We start from the raw sequence: 20,918 nt of genomic DNA on the forward strand, positions 1-20,918 counted from the left end.
GTGCGTTGTGGCACAGGAATATAACATTGAGCAGTTGAACCACGGGCGTAAAGTCGTCGACTTTATGCGCTGGGATAAGCTGGCCTTCATCATCTCAGGTCTGCTGATCGTCGCCGCGATTGCCATTGTCGGCATCCGTGGCTTCAACTGGGGACTCGATTTCACCGGCGGTACGGTGATTGAGATCGCGCTGGAAAAACCGGCCGATCTCGATACGCTGCGTGGCGACCTGGTGAAAGCGGGCTTTGACGAGCCGCTGGTGCAGAACTTTGGCAGCAGCCGTGACGTGATGGTACGCATGGCGCCGGTCAGCGGACCGGCAGGCACCGAGTTAGGCAACAAAGTGGTCTCGGTGATCAACCAGACGACCCAGCAGAACGCCACTGTTAAGCGTATCGAGTTCGTGGGCCCGAGCGTGGGTAGCGATCTGGCGCAGGCGGGTGCGATGGCACTGCTGTCGGCACTGATTGCGATCCTGATCTATATCGGTTTTCGCTTTGAGTGGCGTCTGGCGCTGGGCACCGTACTGGCGCTGGCGCATGATGTGATCATCACCTGCGGCCTGCTGGCGCTGTTCCGGATTGAGATTGACCTGACGATTGTCGCCTCGCTGATGTCGGTAATTGGCTACTCGCTTAACGATAAAATTGTGGTTTCCGACCGTATTCGTGAGAACTTCCGCAAGATTCGGCGCGGCAGCTCTTACGACATTACCAACGTGTCGCTGACCCAGACGTTAAGCCGTACCCTGATTACCTCACTGACTACGCTGGCGATGATCCTCATCCTGTTCATCTTTGGTGGTGCGTTGCTGAAAGGCTTCTCACTGACCATGTTGATCGGTGTGACCATCGGTACGATTTCATCGATTTATGTCTCGTCGGCGCTGGCGCTGAAGCTGGGCATGAAGCGTGAACATATGCTGGTGCAGAAAGTCGAAAAAGAGGGTGCGGATCAGCCTTCTATTCTGCCGTAAACGCGGCAGAGTGATGAAAAACGGGCGGCCAGTGATGGCAGCCCGTTTTTTTTTTGCGCCGGTTAAGGCGCAGCAGGACCGGTTTGAGCCGGTGCGTCAGCAGTGACATCATGCACGCGGATGTATCCCAGCTGATCCGGCGTCAGGCCACTCAGCCGCAGTGGGACATCAGCCGTATGTTGCGGTAACAGTGAGGCGGGGAGAGCAATGGTCTGGCTCAGGCTGTCGCTGTTAAGCGGCTTGCCGGTTGCCGGGTCCAGTACGCCCCAGATGACCGTCGCATGCAGCGCAGGCAACGGTTGATCGCCCATGGCACGAATCGACAGCGTAGCCCGTGATCCACTGGCTTCTGCCACTACCGGCGATAGCGTCAGTCGCAGCGTGCCAAACTGAGTTTGCAATGCCACCGGGATATTTGCCTGTGGCACCAGCCATGCGCCGTTGGTTGAGTGACTGTTAAGCTGCCCCTGAATCTCCAGCGCACTCGCCTGAGTGGTTAGGTGCTGCATCTGCTGATTAAGCTGGCTTACTTCCTGATGCAACTGTTTAACCTGCGGGTTCGTCACCGGGGTACTACACCCGCTCAGTAACGCCAGTGAAAGTGCTGCTGGCGCCCAAACCGTCCTGATCATAAGTTATCCTTGTCGGTTATTTTGGAATGCGTAAAACCTGACCAGGATAGATCTTATCAGGATGCGACAGCATTGGCTTGTTGGCTTCGAAAATCTTATTGTATTCATTAGGATTTCCATAAACCTGTTTTGAAATAGCGCTCAGCGTGTCGCCTTTTTTCACCGTGTAAAGTTCCGACTCGACTGCGCTGTCGTTCACGGTCACTTTGTCTTCCACTTTGGTGATGCCTGCGACGTTACCGGCGGCAACCAGAATCTTCTCTTTCAGCTCCTGTGACAGGCCATCACCGCTGACTGTAACGGTGTCGCCATCCACTTTCACATTCACTTTGTCACTGTCCGGCAGGCCGAGCTTATTGATGTGATCCTGTAATTTTTTACTCTGGTCATCGCCGCCATTCACGGCATCCCACAGTTTTTCACCCGCTTCTTTCACGAAATTAAACAAACCCATAAAACCTCCAATGTGTCAGGTAAAATATTTTACTTGCAGCTCATTAAGCGTAGTCCCTTTTGCCGCAGGTGAAATTTACCACTGTTTATGCTGCGAAGTGAATTCTGCAAACGCACGGAAGAGATTTTGTTGATCGGCAGTTCGCGCTACACTGTCAGACCCATTTCTCTCGCGTCAGGAAACGTCATGCATTGCCCATTCTGCTCCGCTGTGGACACCAAAGTGATTGATTCTCGTCTGGTTAGTGAAGGATCGTCGGTGCGGCGCCGGCGCCAGTGTCTGATGTGTCACGAGCGTTTTACCACCTTTGAAGTGGCAGAACTGGTGATGCCGCGCGTGGTGAAAAGTAATGACGTACGCGAACCTTTCAATGAAGACAAAATGGCCAGCGGGATGATGAAGGCGCTTGAGAAGCGCCCGGTCAGTGCCGACGCGGTTGAAAGCGCGGTAAACCACATTAAAACCCAGCTGCGCGCCACCGGCGAACGCGAAATTCCCAGCAAACTGATTGGCAATCTGGTGATGGATGAGCTGAAGAAGCTCGATAAAGTCGCCTATATTCGTTTTGCTTCGGTTTACCGCAGCTTCGAAGATATACGTGATTTTGGCGAAGAGATCGCCCGGTTACAGGATTAAGCGATGACCGATGAAATCTATATGGCGCGCGCGCTGGAACTGGCGCGGCGCGGCCGCTTTACCACCATGCCGAATCCGAACGTCGGCTGTGTGATCGTGCGCGACGGTCAGGTGGTGGGCGAGGGCTGGCATCAGCGTGCCGGCGAACCCCATGCTGAAGTCCATGCTCTGCGGATGGCCGGTGAAAAAGCGCGTGGCGCGACCGCCTATGTCACGCTGGAGCCGTGCAGCCATCATGGACGCACGCCACCCTGCTGCGATGCGTTGATTGCCGCCGGTGTCAGTCGGGTGGTTGCGGCGATGCAGGACCCCAATCCACAAGTCGCCGGTCGCGGATTGCACCGTCTGCATCAGGCCGGGATTGCGGTCAGTCATGGCCTGATGATGGATGAAGCGGAAGGCCTGAACCGCGGTTTCCTGAAGCGGATGCGTACGGGTTTCCCGTGGATCCAGCTCAAACTGGGTGCCTCGCTGGATGGTCGCACCGCGATGGCGAATGGCGAAAGCCAGTGGATCACCTCAGCGACTGCGCGTCGCGATGTCCAGCGGTTGCGGGCGCAAAGTGCCGCGATCCTCAGCAGCAGTGCCACGGTGCTGGCTGACGATCCCTCACTGACGGTGCGCTGGTCCGAACTTAACACCGGCACCCGGGCGTTACTGGATGAGCAGCAACTGCGGCAGCCGCTGCGGGTGATCGTCGACAGCCAGAACCGGGTGACACCGCAGCATCGCCTGATTGACCAGCCGGGTGAGACCTGGCTGATGCGCCATCAACCCGATCAGCAGTCTTGGCCTGCCAGCGTCACGCAAATCGCTGTGCCGCTGCGTGAACAGCAACTGGACCTGGTGGCGATGATGATGCTGCTCGGTCAGCGTCAGGTGAACAGCGTCTGGGTCGAAGCGGGTGCCAGCCTGGCGGGCGCACTGTTGCAGGCCGGACTGGCCGATGAACTGATTGTTTATCTGGCGCCGAAGTTACTCGGCGACCAGGGCCGTGGCCTGTGCCAGCTGCCGGGCCTTGATCGTCTGGCCGATGCGCCGGACTTTGTTTTCCGCGACGTTCGTCAGGTCGGCGACGATTTACGCCTGACCCTGACGCCGCAATAACACGGACGGAAAAGCGAGAGCACGCCGCCGAAGAGTATGATAGAATCCGCCCCCCTGCGCGGGGCCAAACAAACCCCCTGAAAGGATAAGTATGAACGTTATCGAAGCTGCTGTTGCAACGCCTGAGGCCAATGTCGCCATCGTTATTGCGCGTTTTAACAACTTCATTAATGACAGCCTGCTGGATGGCGCAGTTGATGCCCTGAAACGTATTGGCCAGGTCAAAGATGACAATATCACCGTAGTCTGGGTTCCAGGCGCGTATGAACTGCCTCTGGCAGCGCGCGCGCTGGCAAAAACCAGCAAGTATGACGCCGTTATTGCACTGGGTACCGTGATTCGTGGTGGCACCGCTCACTTCGAATATGTGGCCGGTGAAGCCAGCTCCGGTATCGCCAGCGTCGCCATGAACAGCGAGATTCCAGTCGCGTTCGGCGTGCTGACCACCGAAAATATCGAGCAGGCCATTGAGCGTGCTGGCACCAAAGCCGGTAATAAAGGTGCCGAAGCGGCCCTGACCGCGCTCGAAATGATCAATGTATTGAAAGCCATTAAAGCCTGATTTTTGTAAGGGGAATTTTGTGAAACCTGCTGCTCGTCGTCGCGCCCGTGAGTGCGCTGTTCAGGCGCTTTACTCCTGGCAGTTGTCTAACAACGACATTGCCGATGTGGAATACCAGTTTCTGGCGGAACAAGACGTCAAAGACGTCGACATTAGCTATTTCCGCGAACTGCTGTCCGGTGTGGCGACCAACAGTGCGTATCTGGATGGACTGATGAAGCCTTACCTGTCGCGTCAGCTCGAAGAGCTGGGCCAGGTCGAAAAAGCTATTCTGCGTATCTCGCTGTATGAGCTGAGCAAACGCGATGATGTGCCGTATAAAGTGGCCATCAACGAAGGGATTGAGCTGGCGAAAGTGTTCGGCGCTGAAGACAGTCATAAATTTGTTAACGGTGTACTGGATAAAGCCGGTCCACAGATTCGACCCCATCGCAAATAAACAAAAAGGCCGGCTTGCCGGCCTTTTTTCATAAAGGGTTAAGCGGAACGCAATTATGTCTTGTGGTGAATTCGAACTCATCGCACGCTACTTCAACCGCAGAACGCGCAGCCGTCGTGACGTCGAACTCGGCATCGGCGACGATTGTGCGTTACTTAGCGTGCCGGAAAAACAGACGCTGGCAATCAGCACCGATACCCTGGTCGCGGGCGTGCATTTCTTACGGGATATCCATCCTGCCGATTTAGGCTACAAAGCGCTGGCGGTTAACCTCAGCGATCTCGCTGCTATGGGCGCCGATCCGGCGTGGCTGACACTGGCCTTAACCCTGCCACAGGTCGATGAGAGCTGGCTCTCCGCGTTCAGTGAAAGTCTGTTTGAGCTGCTGGAATATTACGACATGCAGCTGGTGGGCGGCGATACTACGCGCGGCCCGCTGAGCCTGACGCTGGCGATTCATGGCCTGGTACCGCAGGGACGTGCCCTGAAACGTTCGGGTGCAAAACCGGGTGACTGGATCTACGTCACCGGCACGCTGGGTGACAGTGCGGCCGGTCTGGCGCTGCTGCAGCATCACTGTCGCATCAGCGATCCGGCGGTGCATGAAACGCTGATTAAACGGCATCTGCGGCCGATGCCGCGCATTCTGCAGGGGCAGGCGCTGCGCTCTCTGGCTTCCTCGGCGGTCGATCTCTCGGACGGGTTGATCTCTGACCTCGGTCATGTGCTGAAAGCCAGCGGTTGCGGCGCGCGCCTTAACCTCGACGCGTTACCGCTTTCCGCCGCGCTACGCGATCACTTCGAGCCCGATCAGGTGTTACGCTGGGCGCTGAGCGGTGGCGAAGATTATGAGCTCTGCTTTACCGTGCCTGAGGTGAACCGCGGCGCGCTGGATGTGGCGCTGGGTCATCTTGGCGTGCCTTATACCTGTATTGGTCAGATGGCACCGGAGTCGGAAGGGCTGATGTTGCTGGAAAATGGCAAGCCAGCAACGTTCCGCCATAAAGGGTTTGATCACTTTGATGCTAAATAACGATGTGGCAAAAGGCCGCCTGCGGATGAGCAATCCCTGGCATCTGCTGGCGACCGGTTTTGGCAGCGGACTCAGCCCGGTGGTGCCCGGCACCATGGGATCGCTGGCGGCGATTCCTTTCTGGTGGCTGATGACATCTCTGCCGCAGGATCTCTATTCGCTGGTGGTGCTGGTGGGGATCTGCCTCGGCGTTTACCTCTGTCATCGCACCGCCAAAGATATGGGCGTACACGATCACGGCAGCATTGTCTGGGACGAGTTTATCGGCATGTGGATCACGCTGATGGCGATCCCGGTCAACAGCTGGCAGTGGGTGCTGGGCGGCTTTGTGCTGTTCCGCATTCTGGATATGTGGAAACCCTGGCCGATACGCTGGTTCGATCGCAACGTGCATGGCGGTATGGGCATCATGGTTGACGATATTATTGCCGGCGTGATTGCCGCGGCGATGCTGTATGGCATCAATGTCTGGCTGGCCGGTTAATAACCCGTTATCGTCTGCCGCGTTAGCCACGCACCCTGACCCGCACTAAGCGGGTAGGGTGCGGTTTTTTACTCGAATCCCACCGCCTGATGCGGTTGATAGACCTCTTCCAGCGCGGCAATCTCGGCCTCACTCAGCGTCACGTCCACCGCCCTGACCAAATCATCAAACTGCTCAGCCCGCGAGGCACCGATAATCGGTGCGGTGACGGCCGGCTTACTCAACAGCCACGCCAGTGCCACCTGCGCCCGGGTTACCCCTTTATCCTCAGCCACCTGCGCCAGCCGCTGCGCGATCGCTGCATCGTTCTCTTCGGTGTTGGCATACAGTGATTCCATCACCTTATCTGAACTGGAACGCGCTGTGGTTTCGCCCCACGGACGGGTCAGCTTGCCGCGCGCCAGCGGGCTCCACGGCAGCACGGCGATCTGCTCCTGCAGGCACAGCGGGTGCATTTCGCGCTCCTCCTCACGCTGAATCAGGTTGTACTGATCCTGCATGCTGACAAAGCGATGCCAGCCCTGCTGCTTCTGCAGAGTGAGTGCCTGGGCAAACTGGCTGGCATGCATTGACGAGGCACCGATATAGCGCGCTTTGCCGGACTGCACCACATCGTGTAGCGCTTCCAGCGTCTCCTCCAGTGGTGTGTCGTAATCCCAGCGGTGGATTTGCAGCAGATCGACATGCTCCATACCCAGGCGCTGCAGACTGTCATCAATTGACTGCAGGATATTCTGGCGCGACAGACCCTGAGACAGGTTACTCAGCGGAAAGTAGACTTTGGTGGCGACCACCACCTCGTCACGGCGGGCGAAATCTTTCAGTGCCCGGCCGAGGATCTCTTCACTGCTGCCATCGGAGTAGCTATTGGCGGTGTCAAAAAAGTTGATGCCGGCATTCAGCGCCTGCTGGATCAGCGGACGACTGCTGGCTTCCGGCAGCGTCCAGGCGTGATTACCGCGCGTCGGCTCTCCAAAGGTCATACAGCCGAGACAGAGACGCGAAACCTGCAGATCGGTATTACCCAGTTGAATGGTTTTCATAATGACTCCAGCGGCATAGCGCATGATTTTGAGCAGAGAATAAGCATAGCAGGGGTTGCGCTCCCCGAGGGGGAGCGCAGAGGAGGGGATTACTGTGCCAGCCAGCTGGCGATCTGTTGCTGAATACCTTCTGCGTCCAGTAGGTAGTCATGACGGATTTCGTCCTGTGTACCCTGCGGGATGAACTCATCAGGCAGACCGATATTCAGTACCGGAATACGCAGACGCTTCGCCATCACCAGTTCGTTGACGCCACTGCCCGCACCGCCTTTGATCGCACCTTCTTCCAGCGTAATCAACGCCTCGTGACTGGCCGAAAGCTCAGCAATCAGCGCCTCATCCAGCGGCTTAACGAAGCGCATATCCACCAGCGTGGCATTAAGCGCTTCCGCCGCGGCCGCCGCTTCCGGTAACAGGGTACCGAAGTTGAGGATCGCCAGTGTTTCGCCCTGACGCTTCACTACGCCTTTACCCAGCGGCAGGCTTTGCAACGGCGTCAGCGGCGTGCCGATGCCGGTGCCGCGCGGATAACGCACCGCGCTTGGGCCATCCTGATAGTGATAGCCGGTGTAGAGCATCTGCCGGCATTCGTTCTCATCGCTCGGCGTCATGATCACCATATCCGGCACGCAGCGCAGATACGCCAGATCAAACGCGCCCTGATGGGTCTGACCATCGGCGCCAACAATGCCGCCGCGATCGATAGCAAACAGGACCGGCAGTTTCTGGATAGCCACGTCATGGATCAGCTGATCGTAGGCGCGCTGCAGGAAGGTGGAGTAGATGGCAACAATCGGTTTGTAACCGCCAATCGCCATCCCGGCCGCGAAGGTCACCGCATGCTGCTCGGCAATCGCCACGTCAAAATACTGGTTGGGATACTCGCGTGAGAAACCGACCATCCCGGAGCCTTCACGCATCGCGGGCGTAATCGCCATCAGTTTCGGATCGTCGGCTGCCATTTCGCACAGCCAGTTACCGAAAATCTTCGAGTAGCTCGGCAAGCCTTCTGCGCTTTTGGGCAGTTCGCCGCTGGCGGGATCAAATTTCGGCACTGCATGCCAGGCGATCGGATCTTCTTCTGCCGGCGCGTAGCCTTTGCCTTTCCGGGTCATGATGTGCAGGAACTGCGGCCCTTTCAGGTTGCGCATGTTGCTCAGGGTATTGACCAGCGTCAGCACATCGTGACCGTCAACCGGACCGATATAGTTGAAGCCGAGCTCTTCAAACAGCGTACCCGGTACCACCATGCCTTTCAGGTGCTCTTCAGTGCGGCGCACCAGCTCTTTTATTGGCGGCAGGCCGGTCAGCACGCGCTTCCCGCCTTCACGTAGTCGCGCATAGGTTTTGCCCGACAGGATCTGCGCCAGGCGGTTGTTCAACGCGCCGACGTTCTCTGAGATCGACATCTCGTTATCGTTGAGGATCACCAGCATGTCCGGTTTGATATCGCCCGCGTGGTTCATCGCTTCAAATGCCATGCCTGCGGTGATGGCACCGTCGCCGATAATACAGGCGGTGCGACGGCCCAGACCTTCGCGCTCTGCCGCCGCTGCCATACCGAGACCCGCGCTAATCGAGGTCGACGAGTGACCGACGCTCAGGACGTCATATTCACTTTCGCCGCGCCAGGGGAACGGATGCACGCCATTTTTCTGGCGAATGGTGCCAATGCGATCGCGACGACCGGTCAGGATTTTATGCGGATAAGCCTGATGACCCACATCCCAGACCAGATGGTCGAACGGGGTATTGTAGACATAATGAAGCGCAACCGTCAGTTCGACCACGCCTAAACCCGACGCAAAGTGGCCGCTTGAGCGGCTCACGCTGTCTAGCAGATACTGACGCAGTTCATCACAGAGCGCGGGCAACTTCTCTTTCGGCAGGGCGCGCAGCTCCTGAACCGTATTTGCCAGCGCCAGTGTCGGGTATTTTGCAATATCAAAACTCATCAGAGACTCATTATGGAAGTTATTTGTCGCGTTCAATTATGAAGCTCGCCAGCGCCTGCAATGCTGTGGTGTTATAGGATTGCGCTGCGAGAATTTCTAATGCATCAAGGGCTTCCTGATACAAGTCCCGCGCTTTGGCACGGGCCTGTTCTAACCCTAACAGTGAAGGATAGGTGCTTTTGCCGAGATGTTGATCGGCTCCCTGACGTTTTCCGATAACCGCGGTATCGCCCACCACATCCAGAATGTCGTCCTGTACCTGAAAGGCGAGCCCGATAGCCTCAGCATAGCGGTCAAGTGCCGGTAATGCTCCACGACCCGCTTCGCCCGCCGCCAGCGCACCCAGCCGCACTGCGGCCCGAATCAGCGCTCCGGTCTTGTGGCGATGAATCTGCTCCAGCTGAACCAGATCCACCGACTGACCCTCTGCCGCCAGATCCAGTGCCTGACCGCCACACATCCCCGCCACGCCGCTGGCCTGCGCCAGTTCCGACAGCATCATCAGCCGATACTCCGCGCTGACGCCCGGCATCGGCGTATCGGTCAGAATCGAGAAGGCCAGCGTCTGTAAGGCATCGCCGGCCAGTATCGCGGTATCTTCGCCATATTTAATGTGACAGGTCGGCTGCCCGCGACGCAGTGCATCGTCGTCCATAGCAGGGAGATCGTCATGAATCAGAGAGTACGCGTGAATGCATTCAACCGCCGCAGCGGGCGCATCCAGACTCGCCGGGTCGGCATGAAGCATTTCGCCGGTGGCATAAACCAGAAAAGGGCGCAGGCGTTTACCGCCTAATAATGCCCCATAATGCATGGCATTAACCAGAGGAGAACTCTGAAAAGGGAGTGGCTCTATAAAGCGCGTCAGCGCGGCATTCACCTGCTGGTGATACCCATTGAGCATCCGGGCAAAATCCATTAGTCGTTTTCCGGGGTAAAAGAGGTGAGTTCAGCATCTTTATCGTCGCTCAGCAAAATGCGCACACGCTGTTCAGCCTGTTGCAACGTTTGCTGACCGGTACGCGCCAGTTGCACACCTCGCTCAAACTCATTCAGCGCCTCTTCCAACGGCAGTTCACCACTTTCCAGACGGCTGACAATCTGTTCCAGCTGCTGCAATGACGTTTCAAAGCTGGCTGGCTGTTCGGCTTTTTTCGGCATATTTTGGGTCGACTCACGGTTGGGACATTATCCTGCAATCGGTCATGGTAGCTGAGACCAAATGATTAGCAAAATAATCAATGCGGCGGCTGTTGAAGAAGCAGTCACCTGACAAAGGTGATATACTCCTGCGCCTCGGATGCGGATGCGCCATGCAGCCCGCAATTTTGTGATTTTACCAGCTAAGTGCTGCCTGTTTTAGCACTTATTTGCTCAACGAAGCTGTGTCGCCATGAAGTTTATCATCAAGTTATTTCCTGAAATCACCATCAAGAGTCCGTCGGTGCGTTTGCGCTTTATTAAGATTCTTGCCAGCAATATCCGCAATGTCCTTAAGACTGTCAGCGAGGATATCGCGGTTGTGCGCTATTGGGATCATATTGAAGTGCGTTCTAAAAATCCGGCGCTCGGGGAGATTATTCCTGATGAGCTGACGCGCATTCCAGGGATCCATCACGTTTTAGCGGTAGAAGATCGGGAATATACCGATATTCATCACATCTTCGAGCAGACGTTAGCCCAGTACCGCGACAGTCTGGAAGGAAAGAGCTTCTGCGTCCGCGTTAAACGTCGCGGTAAGCACAGCTTCAGTTCACAGGATGTGGAACGCTATGTCGGTGGCGGACTGAATCAGCACATCGAAAGTGCGCGCGTTCAGCTTAAAACCCGGACGTGACGGTCAATCTTGAAGTGGAAGAGAACCGTCTGACGCTGGTGACGGCGCGCTACGAAGGGCTGGGTGGATTCCCGATCGGCACGCAGGAAGATGTGCTGTCGCTGATTTCTGGTGGCTTTGACTCCGGCGTCTCCAGCTACATGCTGCTGCGTCGCGGCAGTCGCGTACACTACTGCTTCTTTAATCTGGGGGGTGCGGCGCATGAAATCGGCGTGCGTCAGGTCGCGCACTACCTGTGGAATCGCTTTGGTCGTTCGCACCGGGTTCGCTTTGTAGCGATCAATTTCGAGCCGGTGGTGGGTGAAATTCTGGAAAAAGTGGATGACGGCCAGATGGGCGTGGTGCTGAAACGCATGATGGTGCGTGCCGCCTCAATAATCGCCGAGCGCTACGGCGTGCAGGCGCTGGTGACCGGTGAAGCGGTCGGCCAGGTCTCCAGCCAGACGCTGACTAACCTGCGCCTGATCGATAACGCCTCGGATACTCTGATCCTGCGTCCGCTGATCTCGCATGATAAAGAGCACATCATCAGGGTGGCGCGTGAGATCGGTACCGAAGATTTTGCCAGCACCATGCCGGAGTATTGCGGCGTAATCTCAAAAAGCCCGACGGTGAAAGCGGTTAAGGCGAAGATTGAGGCAGAGGAGCAGAACTTCGATTTCGATATCCTGAATCGGGTGGTAGAAGAGGCGACCAACGTCGATATTCGTACCATTGCCGAACAGACCGAAGAAGAGGTGGTGGAGGTCGAAACCGTGGCCTTGCTGGGCGATAACGACATCGTGCTGGATATCCGGGCGATTGATGAGCAGGAAGAGAATCCGCTTAAGCTCAATGCGACCGAGGTCAAATCGCTGCCGTTTTACAAGCTCAGCAGCCAGTTCGCCGATCTCGATCAGAATCGTACCTGGTTGCTCTATTGCGATCGTGGCGTGATGAGTCGTCTGCAGGCGCTTTACCTGCATGAGCAGGGCTTTAAGAACGTTAAAGTTTACCGTCCATAGTGCTTTTTTGCCGGTAACACGGCCAGTCGGGACGATCACCGTCCTGCCTGGCCGCCTCGGGTATCATCAGGCCTGATAGTCGTAAATACCTGGCGCCAGCACCAGCTGTGCTGCAACCTCGCGCGCTTTCTCTTTCCCCACCAGCAGATCAATCAGCTTCAGGGCAAAATCCATCGCAGTACCGGGTCCCTGACTGGTCAGCAGCTTCACCCGCGGGTCCCAGACCACCCGACGCTCCATCCATTTCTCTTCAGGAATCGTCTGTTTCAGGCCGGGAAAGCCCGTCATGTTGCCTACCGGGAACAGATCGTGCGGCACCAGTACCGTACCGGCCGCGGCACAGATGGCCGCAACAATTTTATCGTTGAGATGATACTGCCGCACCGTTTCGACCAGCAGCGGACTGTCGCGGAATGTCTCTGCGCCTTTCAGCCCGCCGGGCAGCACAATCGCCGCATAATCGTTATCAGCCACCTCGACCAGCGGCGCATCCGCCAGCAGGCGAACGCCACGTGAGCAGCGGATTTCGAGACTGCCATCACTCTCAACGCTGGCGGTCACCACTTTCAATCCGGCCCGCACCAGCAAGTCGATAGTGGTAACGGCTTCGGTCTCTTCACTGCCATGTGCCAGGCAAACCAGTACCGATGCGTTCACGGACATAATAGGACTCCTTACGTTTAACAATGTCATACAGGCGGCTGTTTTCGGTCAGCACCAGACCGTGGGCCCGGGCGCGGCGCAGTAGAAAGCCGCTGATATAGTCAATTTCACTCAGCCGCTGAGCGCGGATATCCTGCAGCATCGACGAGGTATTGGCGGCGGTGCTTTCAATCACGTCGAAAATCATATCCTGCAGGCTTTCGCTGGCGACGGTCTGGCCTTCGCGCTCCATGACCCAGCTGATCTCCTCGCACAGTCGTGCGATCTGGTCGGCATAGGCGCGTAAGGCACCGTTCTGACACTCATATTCTACTGTCATCGGATTAATCACGCAGTTAACCGCCAGCTTGCGCCAGCAGGCGGCTCGGATATTGTCGTGCCAGGCGACGTCGGGTAGCGCGTGATGCAGGATCTCGGCAACATCGCTGTAAGCAGCGCTTTTGCGGTTGCCGGGACCGATATGAGTGATACCGCTGGCAATGTGTTTGATCACCGTGCCATCGCGCATCGCGGCATGGGTGGTAACGCCGCGCAACAGCGGCTGAGTCAGCCCTTTCAGCTCCTCCAGCGTCCCCATGCCATTGTGCAGCAGCAGCACAGGGCAATTTTCTGCCAGCACGCTTTCAAGATTTTTAACCGCCGGGGAAACCTGCGGGGCTTTCAGGGTCACCAGCAGCAGCTGACTTTCAGCCAGAAACAGCGGATCGTTAGCAATGAATGTACGGTTTGAAATGTTGCCCTGGGGATCGACGACATTGGCTGAACAATAAGGTTGAGGGACCCGCAACCATCCCTGAACCTCGTGTCCCTGGCGGGCCAGCGCCGTGAGCCAGACCTGCCCCAGAGCACCGCAACCTAACACGGTAATTTTCATACTGCCTCCCGCTGGCGGGCTATCCATTTATTATTTACTGTCACAGAACAAGTATAGCGTTGTGCGCAGCCTGATTTTATTTAGCGCCGTAAGACGCGTATTATGCATGTCACTTTAGCGTCAGGAGAAGAAGAGATGCCATCTTTCGATATCGTTTCAGAAGTCGATCTGCAGGAAATTCGCAATGCGGTGGAAAATGCCAACCGTGAAGTGTCTACCCGCTTTGATTTCCGCAACGTGAGCGCCGAATTTGAGCTCAACGAAAAGAATGAAACCATCAAAATCACCAGCGAATCCGATTTTCAGGTTAAACAGCTGGTCGATATTTTGCGTGAGAAACTGCTGAAGCGCGGAATTGAAGGGGGTGCCTTAGAGGTACCGGAAGAGATTGAACACAGCGGTAAAAGCTGGGCGGTGGATGCCAAACTGAAAAAAGGCATTGAAAGCGACGTGGCGAAGAAGCTGGTGAAGCTGATCAAAGACAGCAAGCTGAAAGTACAGACCCAGATCCAGGGGGAAGCATTACGCGTGACCGGCAAAGCGCGTGATGATTTGCAGGGTGCGATGGCGATAGTGCGCGGCAGCAATCTGGGTCAGCCGTTCCAGTTTAAAAATTTCCGCGATTAAGCGGGCAGGCTGAATTTTCAGCCTGCATGCAGTGATAAAAACCCGGCTAAGGCCGGGTTTTTTGTTGTTGAGTTTGGGTGGGCTTCTGTTGCTTTAAACAAGTCGAAATTCTGGAGATAGTTGGGAGTTGATAGCTGGCGGGCGTCTTTCCGATCTGACCGTGTTCCCTGAGCCAGATCCGACCCTCTAGCGAAACGGGCTAATCGGCCAGATCTAACCGGCAGAACCCGTTTTAAACTAGCAACTACCCAGCAAGGCTTCCAGTTCAGGACGGCTGGTGACCTTACTGTCAATTTTAATATAGGCGCTTTTCTCTTCGGGTACGATGAACACCGAGTTGACGCCCGGTTGCGCTTTCAGGCGCTGCTCAAGATTGGGGGCCGCCAGCGCCGCATCGCTCAGCACCAGTCGCAGGCTGCTGACGTAAGGTGGCTCCTGCATCGTCATGCTGACAAACAGCCAGGCGGCAGCAACGATGGCTCCGACCAGGAATACGGTCTGCGCATCGAAGTGACCGAATACCCAGCCGCCCATGCTGCCGCCTACCGCCACGCCGAGGAACTGGCTGGTGGAGTAAAGACCCATCGCCGTGCCTTTATAGCCGGCGGGCGACTCTTTACTCACCAGCGACGGCAGAATCGCTTCCATCAGATTAAAGGCGAAGAAGAAGAGCTGAACACCGATCACCAGTGTCCAGAAGTGACCCTCCGCGCCCCACAGCACAATCTCAGCCACTACCAGCATGCCGACGCAGCCGACAAACACCCGCTTCATGCGACGTTTCACTTCGGCGTAGATGATGAACGGCACCACGCCGGCAAAGGCGATCAGCATGGTGGCAAGATAGACTTTCCAGTGTTCGGGTGCCGGTAATCCCGCCTGTTCAAACTGGCCGGGCAGGGCGACAAAGCTCGACATCAACAGCACATGCAGGCAGAAAATACCGATATTGAGCTTAACCAGTCGGGAATTGGCCAGCACTTTTCGGAAGCTGCCTTTTACCATGCCCGATTCACGGTTCAGTACATGGTGAGAGGCGGAGGGCACCACCAGCAGCGTAATCACAATGCCGAGCGAGGCCAGAATTGCAATCATCCAGAACAGCGCATGCAGACCCAGCGCATGGGTGACGATCGGACCGACCACCATCGCAATCGCAAAAGTGATGCCGAAACTGATGCCGATAAAGGCCATCGCCTTGGTGCGGTTCTGTTCACGGGTCAGATCGGACAGCAATGCCATCACCGCGGCGGCAATCGCACCGGAGCCCTGCAGGGCGCGTCCCAGGATAATTCCCCAGATCGATTCGGTGCAGGCCGCGATGACGCTGCCGAGCACAAACAGCAGCAGCCCGCCCACGATCAGCGGTTTACGCCCTATACGGTCAGAGAGCAGTCCAAAAGGAATCTGAAATATCGCCTGAGCAAGGCCATAGATACCAATCGCCAGGCCGATTAAGGTTTCGCTCGCACCCTGTAACGCCATGCCATACGTGGTCAGTACCGGCAGGACCATGAACATTCCCAACATGCGCAGGGAAAAGACCGTACCGAGGCCCCATGTGGCGCGCAGCTCCACCGGAGTCATTTTATTATCGTTCATTCCAACCTCTGTTAATGTGCTGCGTTCATTTTAGGGGGCGGGGCAGGGCGGGTAAAATAATAGTTTTTAAGCAGTGGTAACAAAAAGAAAGGGCGCGAAAATCGCGCCCTTTTCATGCTGTTGCGGTATCGGTTACCCGATGTAAGTCAGCAGGTCTTTTGAGGCGGGTGCCATCGAATCTACCGACATCATCACGCTGAGTGCAGTGATAGCGACAATAGAGAAGACAAACAGTTTACGCGCCCAGACACGATCGTTTGAGGTCTTGTAACCCGATAACGCCATGCCCAGCCACCAGACGCTGACGGCCGCTGCCACCACCAGATATTTGTAGCCAGCGTAACCCCCCAGCGTCAGCATCAGCGTGGCAATCATAAACGCCAGAATGTAGAGCGTAATATGATTCTTCGCCACCGAGATGCCTTTCACCACCGGCAGAACCGGGATGTTGGCGGCCTGGTAATCTTTAAAGCGGAAAATAGCAATCGCATAAGAATGCGGCATCTGCCACAGGCTAAAGATCGCCAGCAGGATTAACGCGCCCGCATCAAACTCATTGGAGACCGCGCAGTAACCGATCACCGGCGGCGCGGCGCCAGACAGGCTGCCGATCAGCGTACCGTAGACGGAATTACGCTTCATATAGAGGCTGTAAACGCCCACGTACACCACGAAGCCCATCACCGCCAGCCACATGGCCAGCGGGTTAGCGCCGAAATAGAGCAACGCAAAGCCAGCAATACCCAATACAGTGGCATAAACCAGGCTTACTTTCGCGGAGATGAGGCCTTTTACCAGCACCCGATTCCTGGTTCTCTCCATCTTGATATCGATGTCGCGGTCAATCACGTTGTTGAAAACACAACCTGATGCGACCACCAGTGACACGCCAACCAGTGCGGTGAGAAACAGGGCGTAATCAATGCTGCCTTTAGAGGCCAGCAAAAATCCGCCGATCACAGAAATTAAATTCCCGAAAATAATTCCTGGTTTTGTAACTTGCAGGTATTGCTTAAACATTACGCGCGACTCTTTAGTGAGGCATCATGTTGTAGTTGAGGTTCCACATGATCCACAGTGAGCCTACAACGACAATCAGGATGATGATTGCCGAGAAGACAATGGCCACCATGTTCCAGCCACCCTCAGATTTGCTGTCTAAGTGCAGGAAGTAAACCAGGTGCACCAGCACCTGAATCACTGCACAGACCAGCACAACACCGAGAATGGTACCGTGAGAGGCACCGCCATCCATTACCATCCAGAACGGGATCGCCGTCAGGATGATAGAGAGGATGAAGCCGATCATGTAAGACTTCACGCTACCGTGAGAAGCGCCATGTTCGTTAACAGAATGACTCATTACATGGCTCCCATCAGGTAAACAACGGTGAAGACGCAAATCCAGACCACGTCCAGGAAGTGCCAGAACAGGCTCAGACACATGATACGGGTACGGTTAGTGGCATTCAGGCCGCGTTTAGAGACCTGGAACATCAGTACCAGCATCCAAATCAGACCTGAGGTCACGTGCAGACCGTGGGTACCGACCAGCGTAAAGAAGCCAGACAGGAAGCCACTGCGATCCGGACCAAAGCCTTCAGCAATCAGGTGATGGAATTCATAGATTTCCATGCCGATGAAGCCCAGACCGAACAGGAAGGTCAGCGCCAGCCAGCCGATAACGGCACCTTTTTGCTCCTTGTTCATGGAGATAACAGCCATGCCGTAAGTGATCGAACTCAACAGCAGCAGGGCGGTTTCTACCAGAACAAACGGCAGTTCAAAGATATCTTTACCTGCCGGGCCACCGGCAGTGTTGTTGACCATAACTGCATAGGTCGCAAACAGGGTTGCGAAGATAATGCAGTCACTCATCAGGTAGATCCAGAAGCCAAAGACTTTATTGGCTCCTGCATCGTGATGCCCATGCTCCGCATGGGCGTCGTGGTGATGCTTAATCAGAGTTTCAGTTGACATTATTTCAGACCTGCTTTGCTGATATCGTCAAAGTGCTGCTTCTCAATTTTCTGTACTTCGGCAACCGGTACGTAGTAATCCACGTCCTCGTCGAAGCTCTTCACGATCCAGGTAACGATCATGCCGAGGAAAGAGAGACCTGTCAGCCACCAGATGTGCCAGATCAGCGCGAAGCCCATAACCGTGGCGAATGCACAGATGATCAGAGCAGCACCACTGTTTTTCGGCATATGAATTTCTTCATATTTTTCCGGCTGTTTGTACGCTTCGCCTTTCTCTTTCATTTCCCAGAAAGCGTCACGCTCATGCACATGCGGGATAACGGCAAAGTTGTAGAACGGTGGTGGTGAAGAAGTTGCCCACTCCAGCGTACGACCGCCCCACGGGTCACCGGTCAGATCACGGTTCTGATCACGGTCACGGACCGAAACGTAGAACATGGTCAGCTGACACAGGATACCCATTGCAATCAGACCGGCACCGACCGCAGCAACCACCAGCAAGGAGTGGAACTGTGGATCGATATCCTGGCTCAGACGACGGGTCATACCCATGAAGCCCAGTGCGTACAGCGGCATAAAGGCAACGAAGAAGCCAATAATCCAGAACCAGAATGCGCGCTTACCCCAGGTTTCGTTCAGGGTGAAGCCAAAGGCTTTCGGGAACCAGTAGGTCACGCCCGCCATACAACCGAACACCACACCACCGATAATCACGTTATGGAAGTGTGCAATCAGGAACAGGCTGTTGTGCAGAATGAAGTCAGCACCCGGAACGGCCAGCAGTACGCCGGTCATACCCCCTACGGAGAAGGTCACCAGGAAGCCCACAGTCCACAGCATGGCAGAGTGCATCTGAATGCGGCCCTGATACATGGTGAACAGCCAGTTAAAGATTTTAACCCCGGTCGGAATCGCGATGATCATCGTCATGATACCGAAGAAGGCGTTAACGTTGGCACCTGCACCCATGGTGAAGAAGTGGTGCAGCCAGACGATGAACGACAGCACGGTAATGGCGATGGTCGCCCATACCAGCGAGGTGTAACCAAACAGACGTTTTTTGGAGAAGGTCGCGGTAATTTCTGCGAACACACCAAACACCGGCAGGACCAGAATGTACACTTCCGGATGACCCCAGACCCAGATCAGGTTGACGTACATCATCATGTTCCCGCCCATTTCATTGGTGAAGAAATGGAAGCCGAGATAACGATCAAGTGTCAGCAGCGCCAGCGTAACGGTCAGAACCGGGAACGCTGCGATGATCAGGACGTTGGTACACAGCGCAGTCCAGGTAAAGACCGGCATTTTGAACAGACTCATGCCCGGTGCGCGCATCTTCAGAATGGTCACGAAGAAGTTAATACCGGTTAAGGTCGTACCAATACCGGAGAGCTGGAGACTCCAGATCCAGTAATCGACCCCGACGCCGGGACTGTACTCCGCGCCGGAGAGCGGCGGATAGGCCAGCCAGCCGGTCTGTGCGAACTCGCCCACACCCAGCGACAGGTTAACCAGGATCACACCGACCGCAGTAAACCAGAAGCTCAGGTTGTTCAGGAACGGGAACGCAACGTCGCGTGCGCCAATCTGCAGCGGAACGGCGATGTTCATCAGGCCAACCACGAACGGCATCGCCACGAAGAAGATCATAATCACGCCGTGCGCGGTAAAGATCTGGTCGTAGTGGTGCGGTGGCAATATGCCTGCTTCCCCGGCCGAAGCCAGTACCTGTTGGGTACGCATCATGATCGCATCGGCAAAGCCACGCAGCAGCATGACGAAGGCCATGATGATATACATGATACCCAGTTTTTTGTGGTCGACAGACGTTAGCCATTCTGACCACAGATATTGCCATTTACCAAAATAGGTGAGGGCAGCAATGACCGCCAGACCACCTAAGATGATACCGGCGACCGTAACCATGATAATCGGCTCATGGTACGGCACTGCATCCAGTGTTAATTTTCCGAACATCGTATTATTCCTCGGCTCCCGCGGAAGCGGCGTGACTCATGTCCATACCTTCGTGCTCAGGCATGTCCATTTTCCCGTGGCTCATCTTGAACTTGTTAATGACTTGCAAGAACAGTTTCGGATCAGCTGAAGAGAAATATTCCACCGGATGATTTTCGCTTGGTACAGCCACTTTCTCGAAATCTTCCATAGTGTTCAGCGTGTTAGGGGCTGCTTTAACTTTAGCCACCCACTGCTGGAATTCCGCGTCGTCTTTGGTTGCAATGGCTTTAAACTTCATGCCAGAGAAACCGCGACCACTGAAGTTCGCAGAGATACCGTCGAAAGTCCCTGGCTCATTCGCAATCAGATGCAGCTTGGTCTGCATACCAGCCATTGCATAAATCTGGCTGCCGAGTGTCGGGATGAAGAAAGAGTTCATGACGGAGTTAGACGTGATTTTGAAGTTCACTGGCGTATTTGCCGGGAAGGCAATCTGGTTCACGGTCGCAATACCCTGTTCCGGGTAAATGAACAACCATTTCCAGTCCAGTGCAACCACATCGATCTCAACCGGTTTCACATCGGATTGCAGCGGTTTGCTGGGCTCCAGTGCGTGGGTTGATTTCCAGGTCAGCACGCTGAGGAAGAGAATGATCAGGATCGGAATGGTCCAGACCACGGCTTCCACTTTGTTAGAGTGTGACCAGTTCGGGCTGTACTTCGCATTCGTGTTGGACGCCCGATATTTCCAGGCAAACACCACGGCCATCAAGACTGCGGGGATGACGACGATCAACATCAGGCCAAAGGCAGTCAGTATCAGCGAACGTTGCTCCAGTGCAATCTGTCCTTTGGGATTTAACAATGCACTATCGCAGCCACTCATTAATAAAGTGCCTGCAATTAATGACAAAATCCCCAAACTTTTATTGTATTTACTGAGTCTCATTTAACGACCTCAATGACAAAGGGCTCTATTGTCGTTTAAGTGTGCGCGCATTTTACGGGAAGGTTTATGCAGTGTAAACCAGCTTAAGGATGTGTCA

General features: G+C 55.4%; 22 protein-coding genes and 1 pseudogene. 9 read left to right on the forward strand and 14 right to left on the reverse strand.

All coding sequences use genetic code 11. From position 1 onward, the window contains the following. Positions 1-7 precede the first annotated feature (7 nt). Positions 8-976: a protein translocase subunit SecF gene (secF, locus tag HA41_RS07015; RefSeq protein WP_031374694.1), complete on the forward strand. Its 969-nt coding sequence runs from the start codon at positions 8-10 to the stop codon at positions 974-976. A gap of 62 nt (positions 977-1,038) precedes the next feature. Here the strand turns inward: secF and HA41_RS07020 are convergent, their stop codons facing one another. Both HA41_RS07020 and lysM read right to left on the reverse strand, forming a co-directional pair. Beyond that, entirely contained in the window at positions 1,039-1,608 is a 570-nt protein-coding gene (locus HA41_RS07020) for a SadB/YajI family lipoprotein (protein WP_094120170.1), read from the reverse strand. A 16-nt stretch (positions 1,609-1,624) separates the two neighbouring features. Then, the gene (gene lysM, locus HA41_RS07025) at positions 1,625-2,062 is read right to left on the reverse strand and encodes a peptidoglycan-binding protein LysM (protein ID WP_094120171.1); all 438 of its coding nucleotides are present in this window, start codon (positions 2,060-2,062) and stop codon (positions 1,625-1,627) included. A gap of 186 nt (positions 2,063-2,248) precedes the next feature. Between lysM and nrdR the strand changes: the two genes are divergently transcribed. From nrdR to pgpA, 6 genes are all read left to right on the forward strand, one after another. Then, entirely contained in the window at positions 2,249-2,698 is a 450-nt protein-coding gene (gene nrdR, locus HA41_RS07030) for a transcriptional regulator NrdR (protein ID WP_009091750.1), read from the forward strand. A gap of 3 nt (positions 2,699-2,701) precedes the next feature. Then, entirely contained in the window at positions 2,702-3,805 is a 1,104-nt protein-coding gene (gene ribD / locus HA41_RS07035; RefSeq protein ID WP_094120172.1) for a bifunctional diaminohydroxyphosphoribosylaminopyrimidine deaminase/5-amino-6-(5-phosphoribosylamino)uracil reductase RibD, read from the forward strand. A 91-nt stretch (positions 3,806-3,896) separates the two neighbouring features. Continuing rightward, entirely contained in the window at positions 3,897-4,367 is a 471-nt protein-coding gene (ribH, locus tag HA41_RS07040; RefSeq protein ID WP_094120173.1) for a 6,7-dimethyl-8-ribityllumazine synthase, read from the forward strand. 19 nt (positions 4,368-4,386) lie between these two features. Beyond that, positions 4,387-4,806, forward strand: a complete 420-nt coding sequence (gene nusB, locus HA41_RS07045; RefSeq protein WP_094120174.1) for a transcription antitermination factor NusB — start codon at positions 4,387-4,389, stop codon at positions 4,804-4,806. 55 nt (positions 4,807-4,861) lie between these two features. Continuing rightward, a complete protein-coding gene (thiL, locus tag HA41_RS07050) occupies positions 4,862-5,839 on the forward strand; it encodes a thiamine-phosphate kinase (protein ID WP_094120175.1) in 978 nt (325 codons plus the stop codon). Then, entirely contained in the window at positions 5,829-6,323 is a 495-nt protein-coding gene (gene pgpA, locus HA41_RS07055) for a phosphatidylglycerophosphatase A (RefSeq protein ID WP_094120176.1), read from the forward strand. Before thiL ends, pgpA begins: the two co-directional genes overlap by 11 nt. Before the next feature lie 68 nt (positions 6,324-6,391). Here the strand turns inward: pgpA and HA41_RS07060 are convergent, their stop codons facing one another. From HA41_RS07060 to xseB, 4 genes are all read right to left on the reverse strand, one after another. After that, a complete protein-coding gene (locus tag HA41_RS07060; RefSeq protein WP_094120177.1) occupies positions 6,392-7,366 on the reverse strand; it encodes an aldo/keto reductase in 975 nt (324 codons plus the stop codon). Positions 7,367-7,455: 89 nt separating this feature from the next. Next, on the reverse strand, positions 7,456-9,321 hold the full coding sequence (gene dxs, locus HA41_RS07065) for a 1-deoxy-D-xylulose-5-phosphate synthase (RefSeq protein WP_094120178.1): 1,866 nt from the start codon (positions 9,319-9,321) through the stop codon (positions 7,456-7,458). A gap of 19 nt (positions 9,322-9,340) precedes the next feature. After that, positions 9,341-10,240 carry a (2E,6E)-farnesyl diphosphate synthase gene (ispA, locus tag HA41_RS07070; RefSeq protein WP_094120179.1) on the reverse strand — a complete coding sequence of 300 codons (900 nt, stop codon included), beginning with the start codon at positions 10,238-10,240 and terminating at the stop codon, positions 9,341-9,343. Beyond that, entirely contained in the window at positions 10,240-10,482 is a 243-nt protein-coding gene (gene xseB / locus HA41_RS07075) for an exodeoxyribonuclease VII small subunit (protein ID WP_094120180.1), read from the reverse strand. The genes ispA and xseB overlap by 1 nt, the downstream gene beginning before the upstream one ends. A gap of 232 nt (positions 10,483-10,714) precedes the next feature. On the opposite strand from xseB, the pseudogene thiI reads away from it, so the two are divergent. Further along, positions 10,715-12,162 (forward strand): annotated as a pseudogene (gene thiI, locus HA41_RS07080) (tRNA uracil 4-sulfurtransferase ThiI). A 66-nt stretch (positions 12,163-12,228) separates the two neighbouring features. Here thiI and yajL read toward each other — a convergent pair. Together yajL and panE are read right to left on the reverse strand one after the other, a co-directional pair. Next, positions 12,229-12,819: a protein deglycase YajL gene (gene yajL / locus HA41_RS07085; RefSeq protein ID WP_208612749.1), complete on the reverse strand. Its 591-nt coding sequence runs from the start codon at positions 12,817-12,819 to the stop codon at positions 12,229-12,231. Next, the gene (gene panE / locus HA41_RS07090) at positions 12,779-13,699 is read right to left on the reverse strand and encodes a 2-dehydropantoate 2-reductase (protein WP_094120182.1); all 921 of its coding nucleotides are present in this window, start codon (positions 13,697-13,699) and stop codon (positions 12,779-12,781) included. The genes yajL and panE overlap by 41 nt, the downstream gene beginning before the upstream one ends. Before the next feature lie 135 nt (positions 13,700-13,834). Here panE and HA41_RS07095 point away from each other — a divergent pair, with 135 nt between their 5' ends. After that, the gene (locus HA41_RS07095) at positions 13,835-14,326 is read left to right on the forward strand and encodes a YajQ family cyclic di-GMP-binding protein (RefSeq protein ID WP_003852530.1); all 492 of its coding nucleotides are present in this window, start codon (positions 13,835-13,837) and stop codon (positions 14,324-14,326) included. 237 nt (positions 14,327-14,563) lie between these two features. Here HA41_RS07095 and HA41_RS07100 read toward each other — a convergent pair whose 3' ends face one another. The 6 genes from HA41_RS07100 to cyoA form a co-directional block, all read right to left on the reverse strand. After that, positions 14,564-15,928, reverse strand: a complete 1,365-nt coding sequence (locus HA41_RS07100) for an MFS transporter (protein ID WP_094120183.1) — start codon at positions 15,926-15,928, stop codon at positions 14,564-14,566. 132 nt (positions 15,929-16,060) lie between these two features. Next, positions 16,061-16,948 (reverse strand): heme o synthase, encoded by an 888-nt coding sequence (gene cyoE, locus HA41_RS07105; protein ID WP_094120184.1) that lies wholly within the window; start codon positions 16,946-16,948, stop codon positions 16,061-16,063. Between the two features lie 13 nt (positions 16,949-16,961). After that, a complete protein-coding gene (locus tag HA41_RS07110) occupies positions 16,962-17,291 on the reverse strand; it encodes a cytochrome o ubiquinol oxidase subunit IV (protein ID WP_094120185.1) in 330 nt (109 codons plus the stop codon). Continuing rightward, the gene (locus HA41_RS07115; protein ID WP_013356987.1) at positions 17,291-17,908 is read right to left on the reverse strand and encodes a cytochrome o ubiquinol oxidase subunit III; all 618 of its coding nucleotides are present in this window, start codon (positions 17,906-17,908) and stop codon (positions 17,291-17,293) included. The genes HA41_RS07110 and HA41_RS07115 overlap by 1 nt, the downstream gene beginning before the upstream one ends. Continuing rightward, the gene (gene cyoB / locus HA41_RS07120) at positions 17,908-19,890 is read right to left on the reverse strand and encodes a cytochrome o ubiquinol oxidase subunit I (RefSeq protein WP_094120186.1); all 1,983 of its coding nucleotides are present in this window, start codon (positions 19,888-19,890) and stop codon (positions 17,908-17,910) included. The genes HA41_RS07115 and cyoB overlap by 1 nt, the downstream gene beginning before the upstream one ends. Before the next feature lie 4 nt (positions 19,891-19,894). Then, positions 19,895-20,821 (reverse strand): cytochrome o ubiquinol oxidase subunit II, encoded by a 927-nt coding sequence (gene cyoA, locus HA41_RS07125; protein WP_031374679.1) that lies wholly within the window; start codon positions 20,819-20,821, stop codon positions 19,895-19,897. Positions 20,822-20,918: the final 97 nt, after the last annotated feature.

Source organism: Pantoea conspicua (genome assembly GCF_002095315.1).
GTDB classification, from domain to species: domain Bacteria; phylum Pseudomonadota; class Gammaproteobacteria; order Enterobacterales; family Enterobacteriaceae; genus Pantoea; species Pantoea conspicua.

Bases quoted from the DNA above. Each gene is read 5' to 3' on its own strand.
- HA41_RS07020 (WP_094120170.1), bottom strand. From the start codon at position 1,608: ATGATCAGGACGGTTTGGGCGCCAGCAGCACTTTCACTGGCGTTACTG.
- lysM (WP_094120171.1), bottom strand. From the start codon at position 2,062: ATGGGTTTGTTTAATTTCGTGAAAGAAGCGGGTGAAAAACTGTGGGAT.
- nrdR (WP_009091750.1), top strand. From the start codon at position 2,249: ATGCATTGCCCATTCTGCTCCGCTGTGGACACCAAAGTGATTGATTCT.
- ribD (WP_094120172.1), top strand. From the start codon at position 2,702: ATGACCGATGAAATCTATATGGCGCGCGCGCTGGAACTGGCGCGGCGC.
- ribH (WP_094120173.1), top strand. From the start codon at position 3,897: ATGAACGTTATCGAAGCTGCTGTTGCAACGCCTGAGGCCAATGTCGCC.
- thiL (WP_094120175.1), top strand. From the start codon at position 4,862: ATGTCTTGTGGTGAATTCGAACTCATCGCACGCTACTTCAACCGCAGA.
- pgpA (WP_094120176.1), top strand. From the start codon at position 5,829: ATGCTAAATAACGATGTGGCAAAAGGCCGCCTGCGGATGAGCAATCCC.
- HA41_RS07060 (WP_094120177.1), bottom strand. From the start codon at position 7,366: ATGAAAACCATTCAACTGGGTAATACCGATCTGCAGGTTTCGCGTCTC.
- dxs (WP_094120178.1), bottom strand. From the start codon at position 9,321: ATGAGTTTTGATATTGCAAAATACCCGACACTGGCGCTGGCAAATACG.
- ispA (WP_094120179.1), bottom strand. From the start codon at position 10,240: ATGGATTTTGCCCGGATGCTCAATGGGTATCACCAGCAGGTGAATGCC.
- xseB (WP_094120180.1), bottom strand. From the start codon at position 10,482: ATGCCGAAAAAAGCCGAACAGCCAGCCAGCTTTGAAACGTCATTGCAG.
- panE (WP_094120182.1), bottom strand. From the start codon at position 13,699: ATGAAAATTACCGTGTTAGGTTGCGGTGCTCTGGGGCAGGTCTGGCTC.
- HA41_RS07095 (WP_003852530.1), top strand. From the start codon at position 13,835: ATGCCATCTTTCGATATCGTTTCAGAAGTCGATCTGCAGGAAATTCGC.
- HA41_RS07100 (WP_094120183.1), bottom strand. From the start codon at position 15,928: ATGAACGATAATAAAATGACTCCGGTGGAGCTGCGCGCCACATGGGGC.
- cyoE (WP_094120184.1), bottom strand. From the start codon at position 16,948: ATGTTTAAGCAATACCTGCAAGTTACAAAACCAGGAATTATTTTCGGG.
- HA41_RS07110 (WP_094120185.1), bottom strand. From the start codon at position 17,291: ATGAGTCATTCTGTTAACGAACATGGCGCTTCTCACGGTAGCGTGAAG.
- HA41_RS07115 (WP_013356987.1), bottom strand. From the start codon at position 17,908: ATGTCAACTGAAACTCTGATTAAGCATCACCACGACGCCCATGCGGAG.
- cyoB (WP_094120186.1), bottom strand. From the start codon at position 19,890: ATGTTCGGAAAATTAACACTGGATGCAGTGCCGTACCATGAGCCGATT.
- cyoA (WP_031374679.1), bottom strand. From the start codon at position 20,821: ATGAGACTCAGTAAATACAATAAAAGTTTGGGGATTTTGTCATTAATT.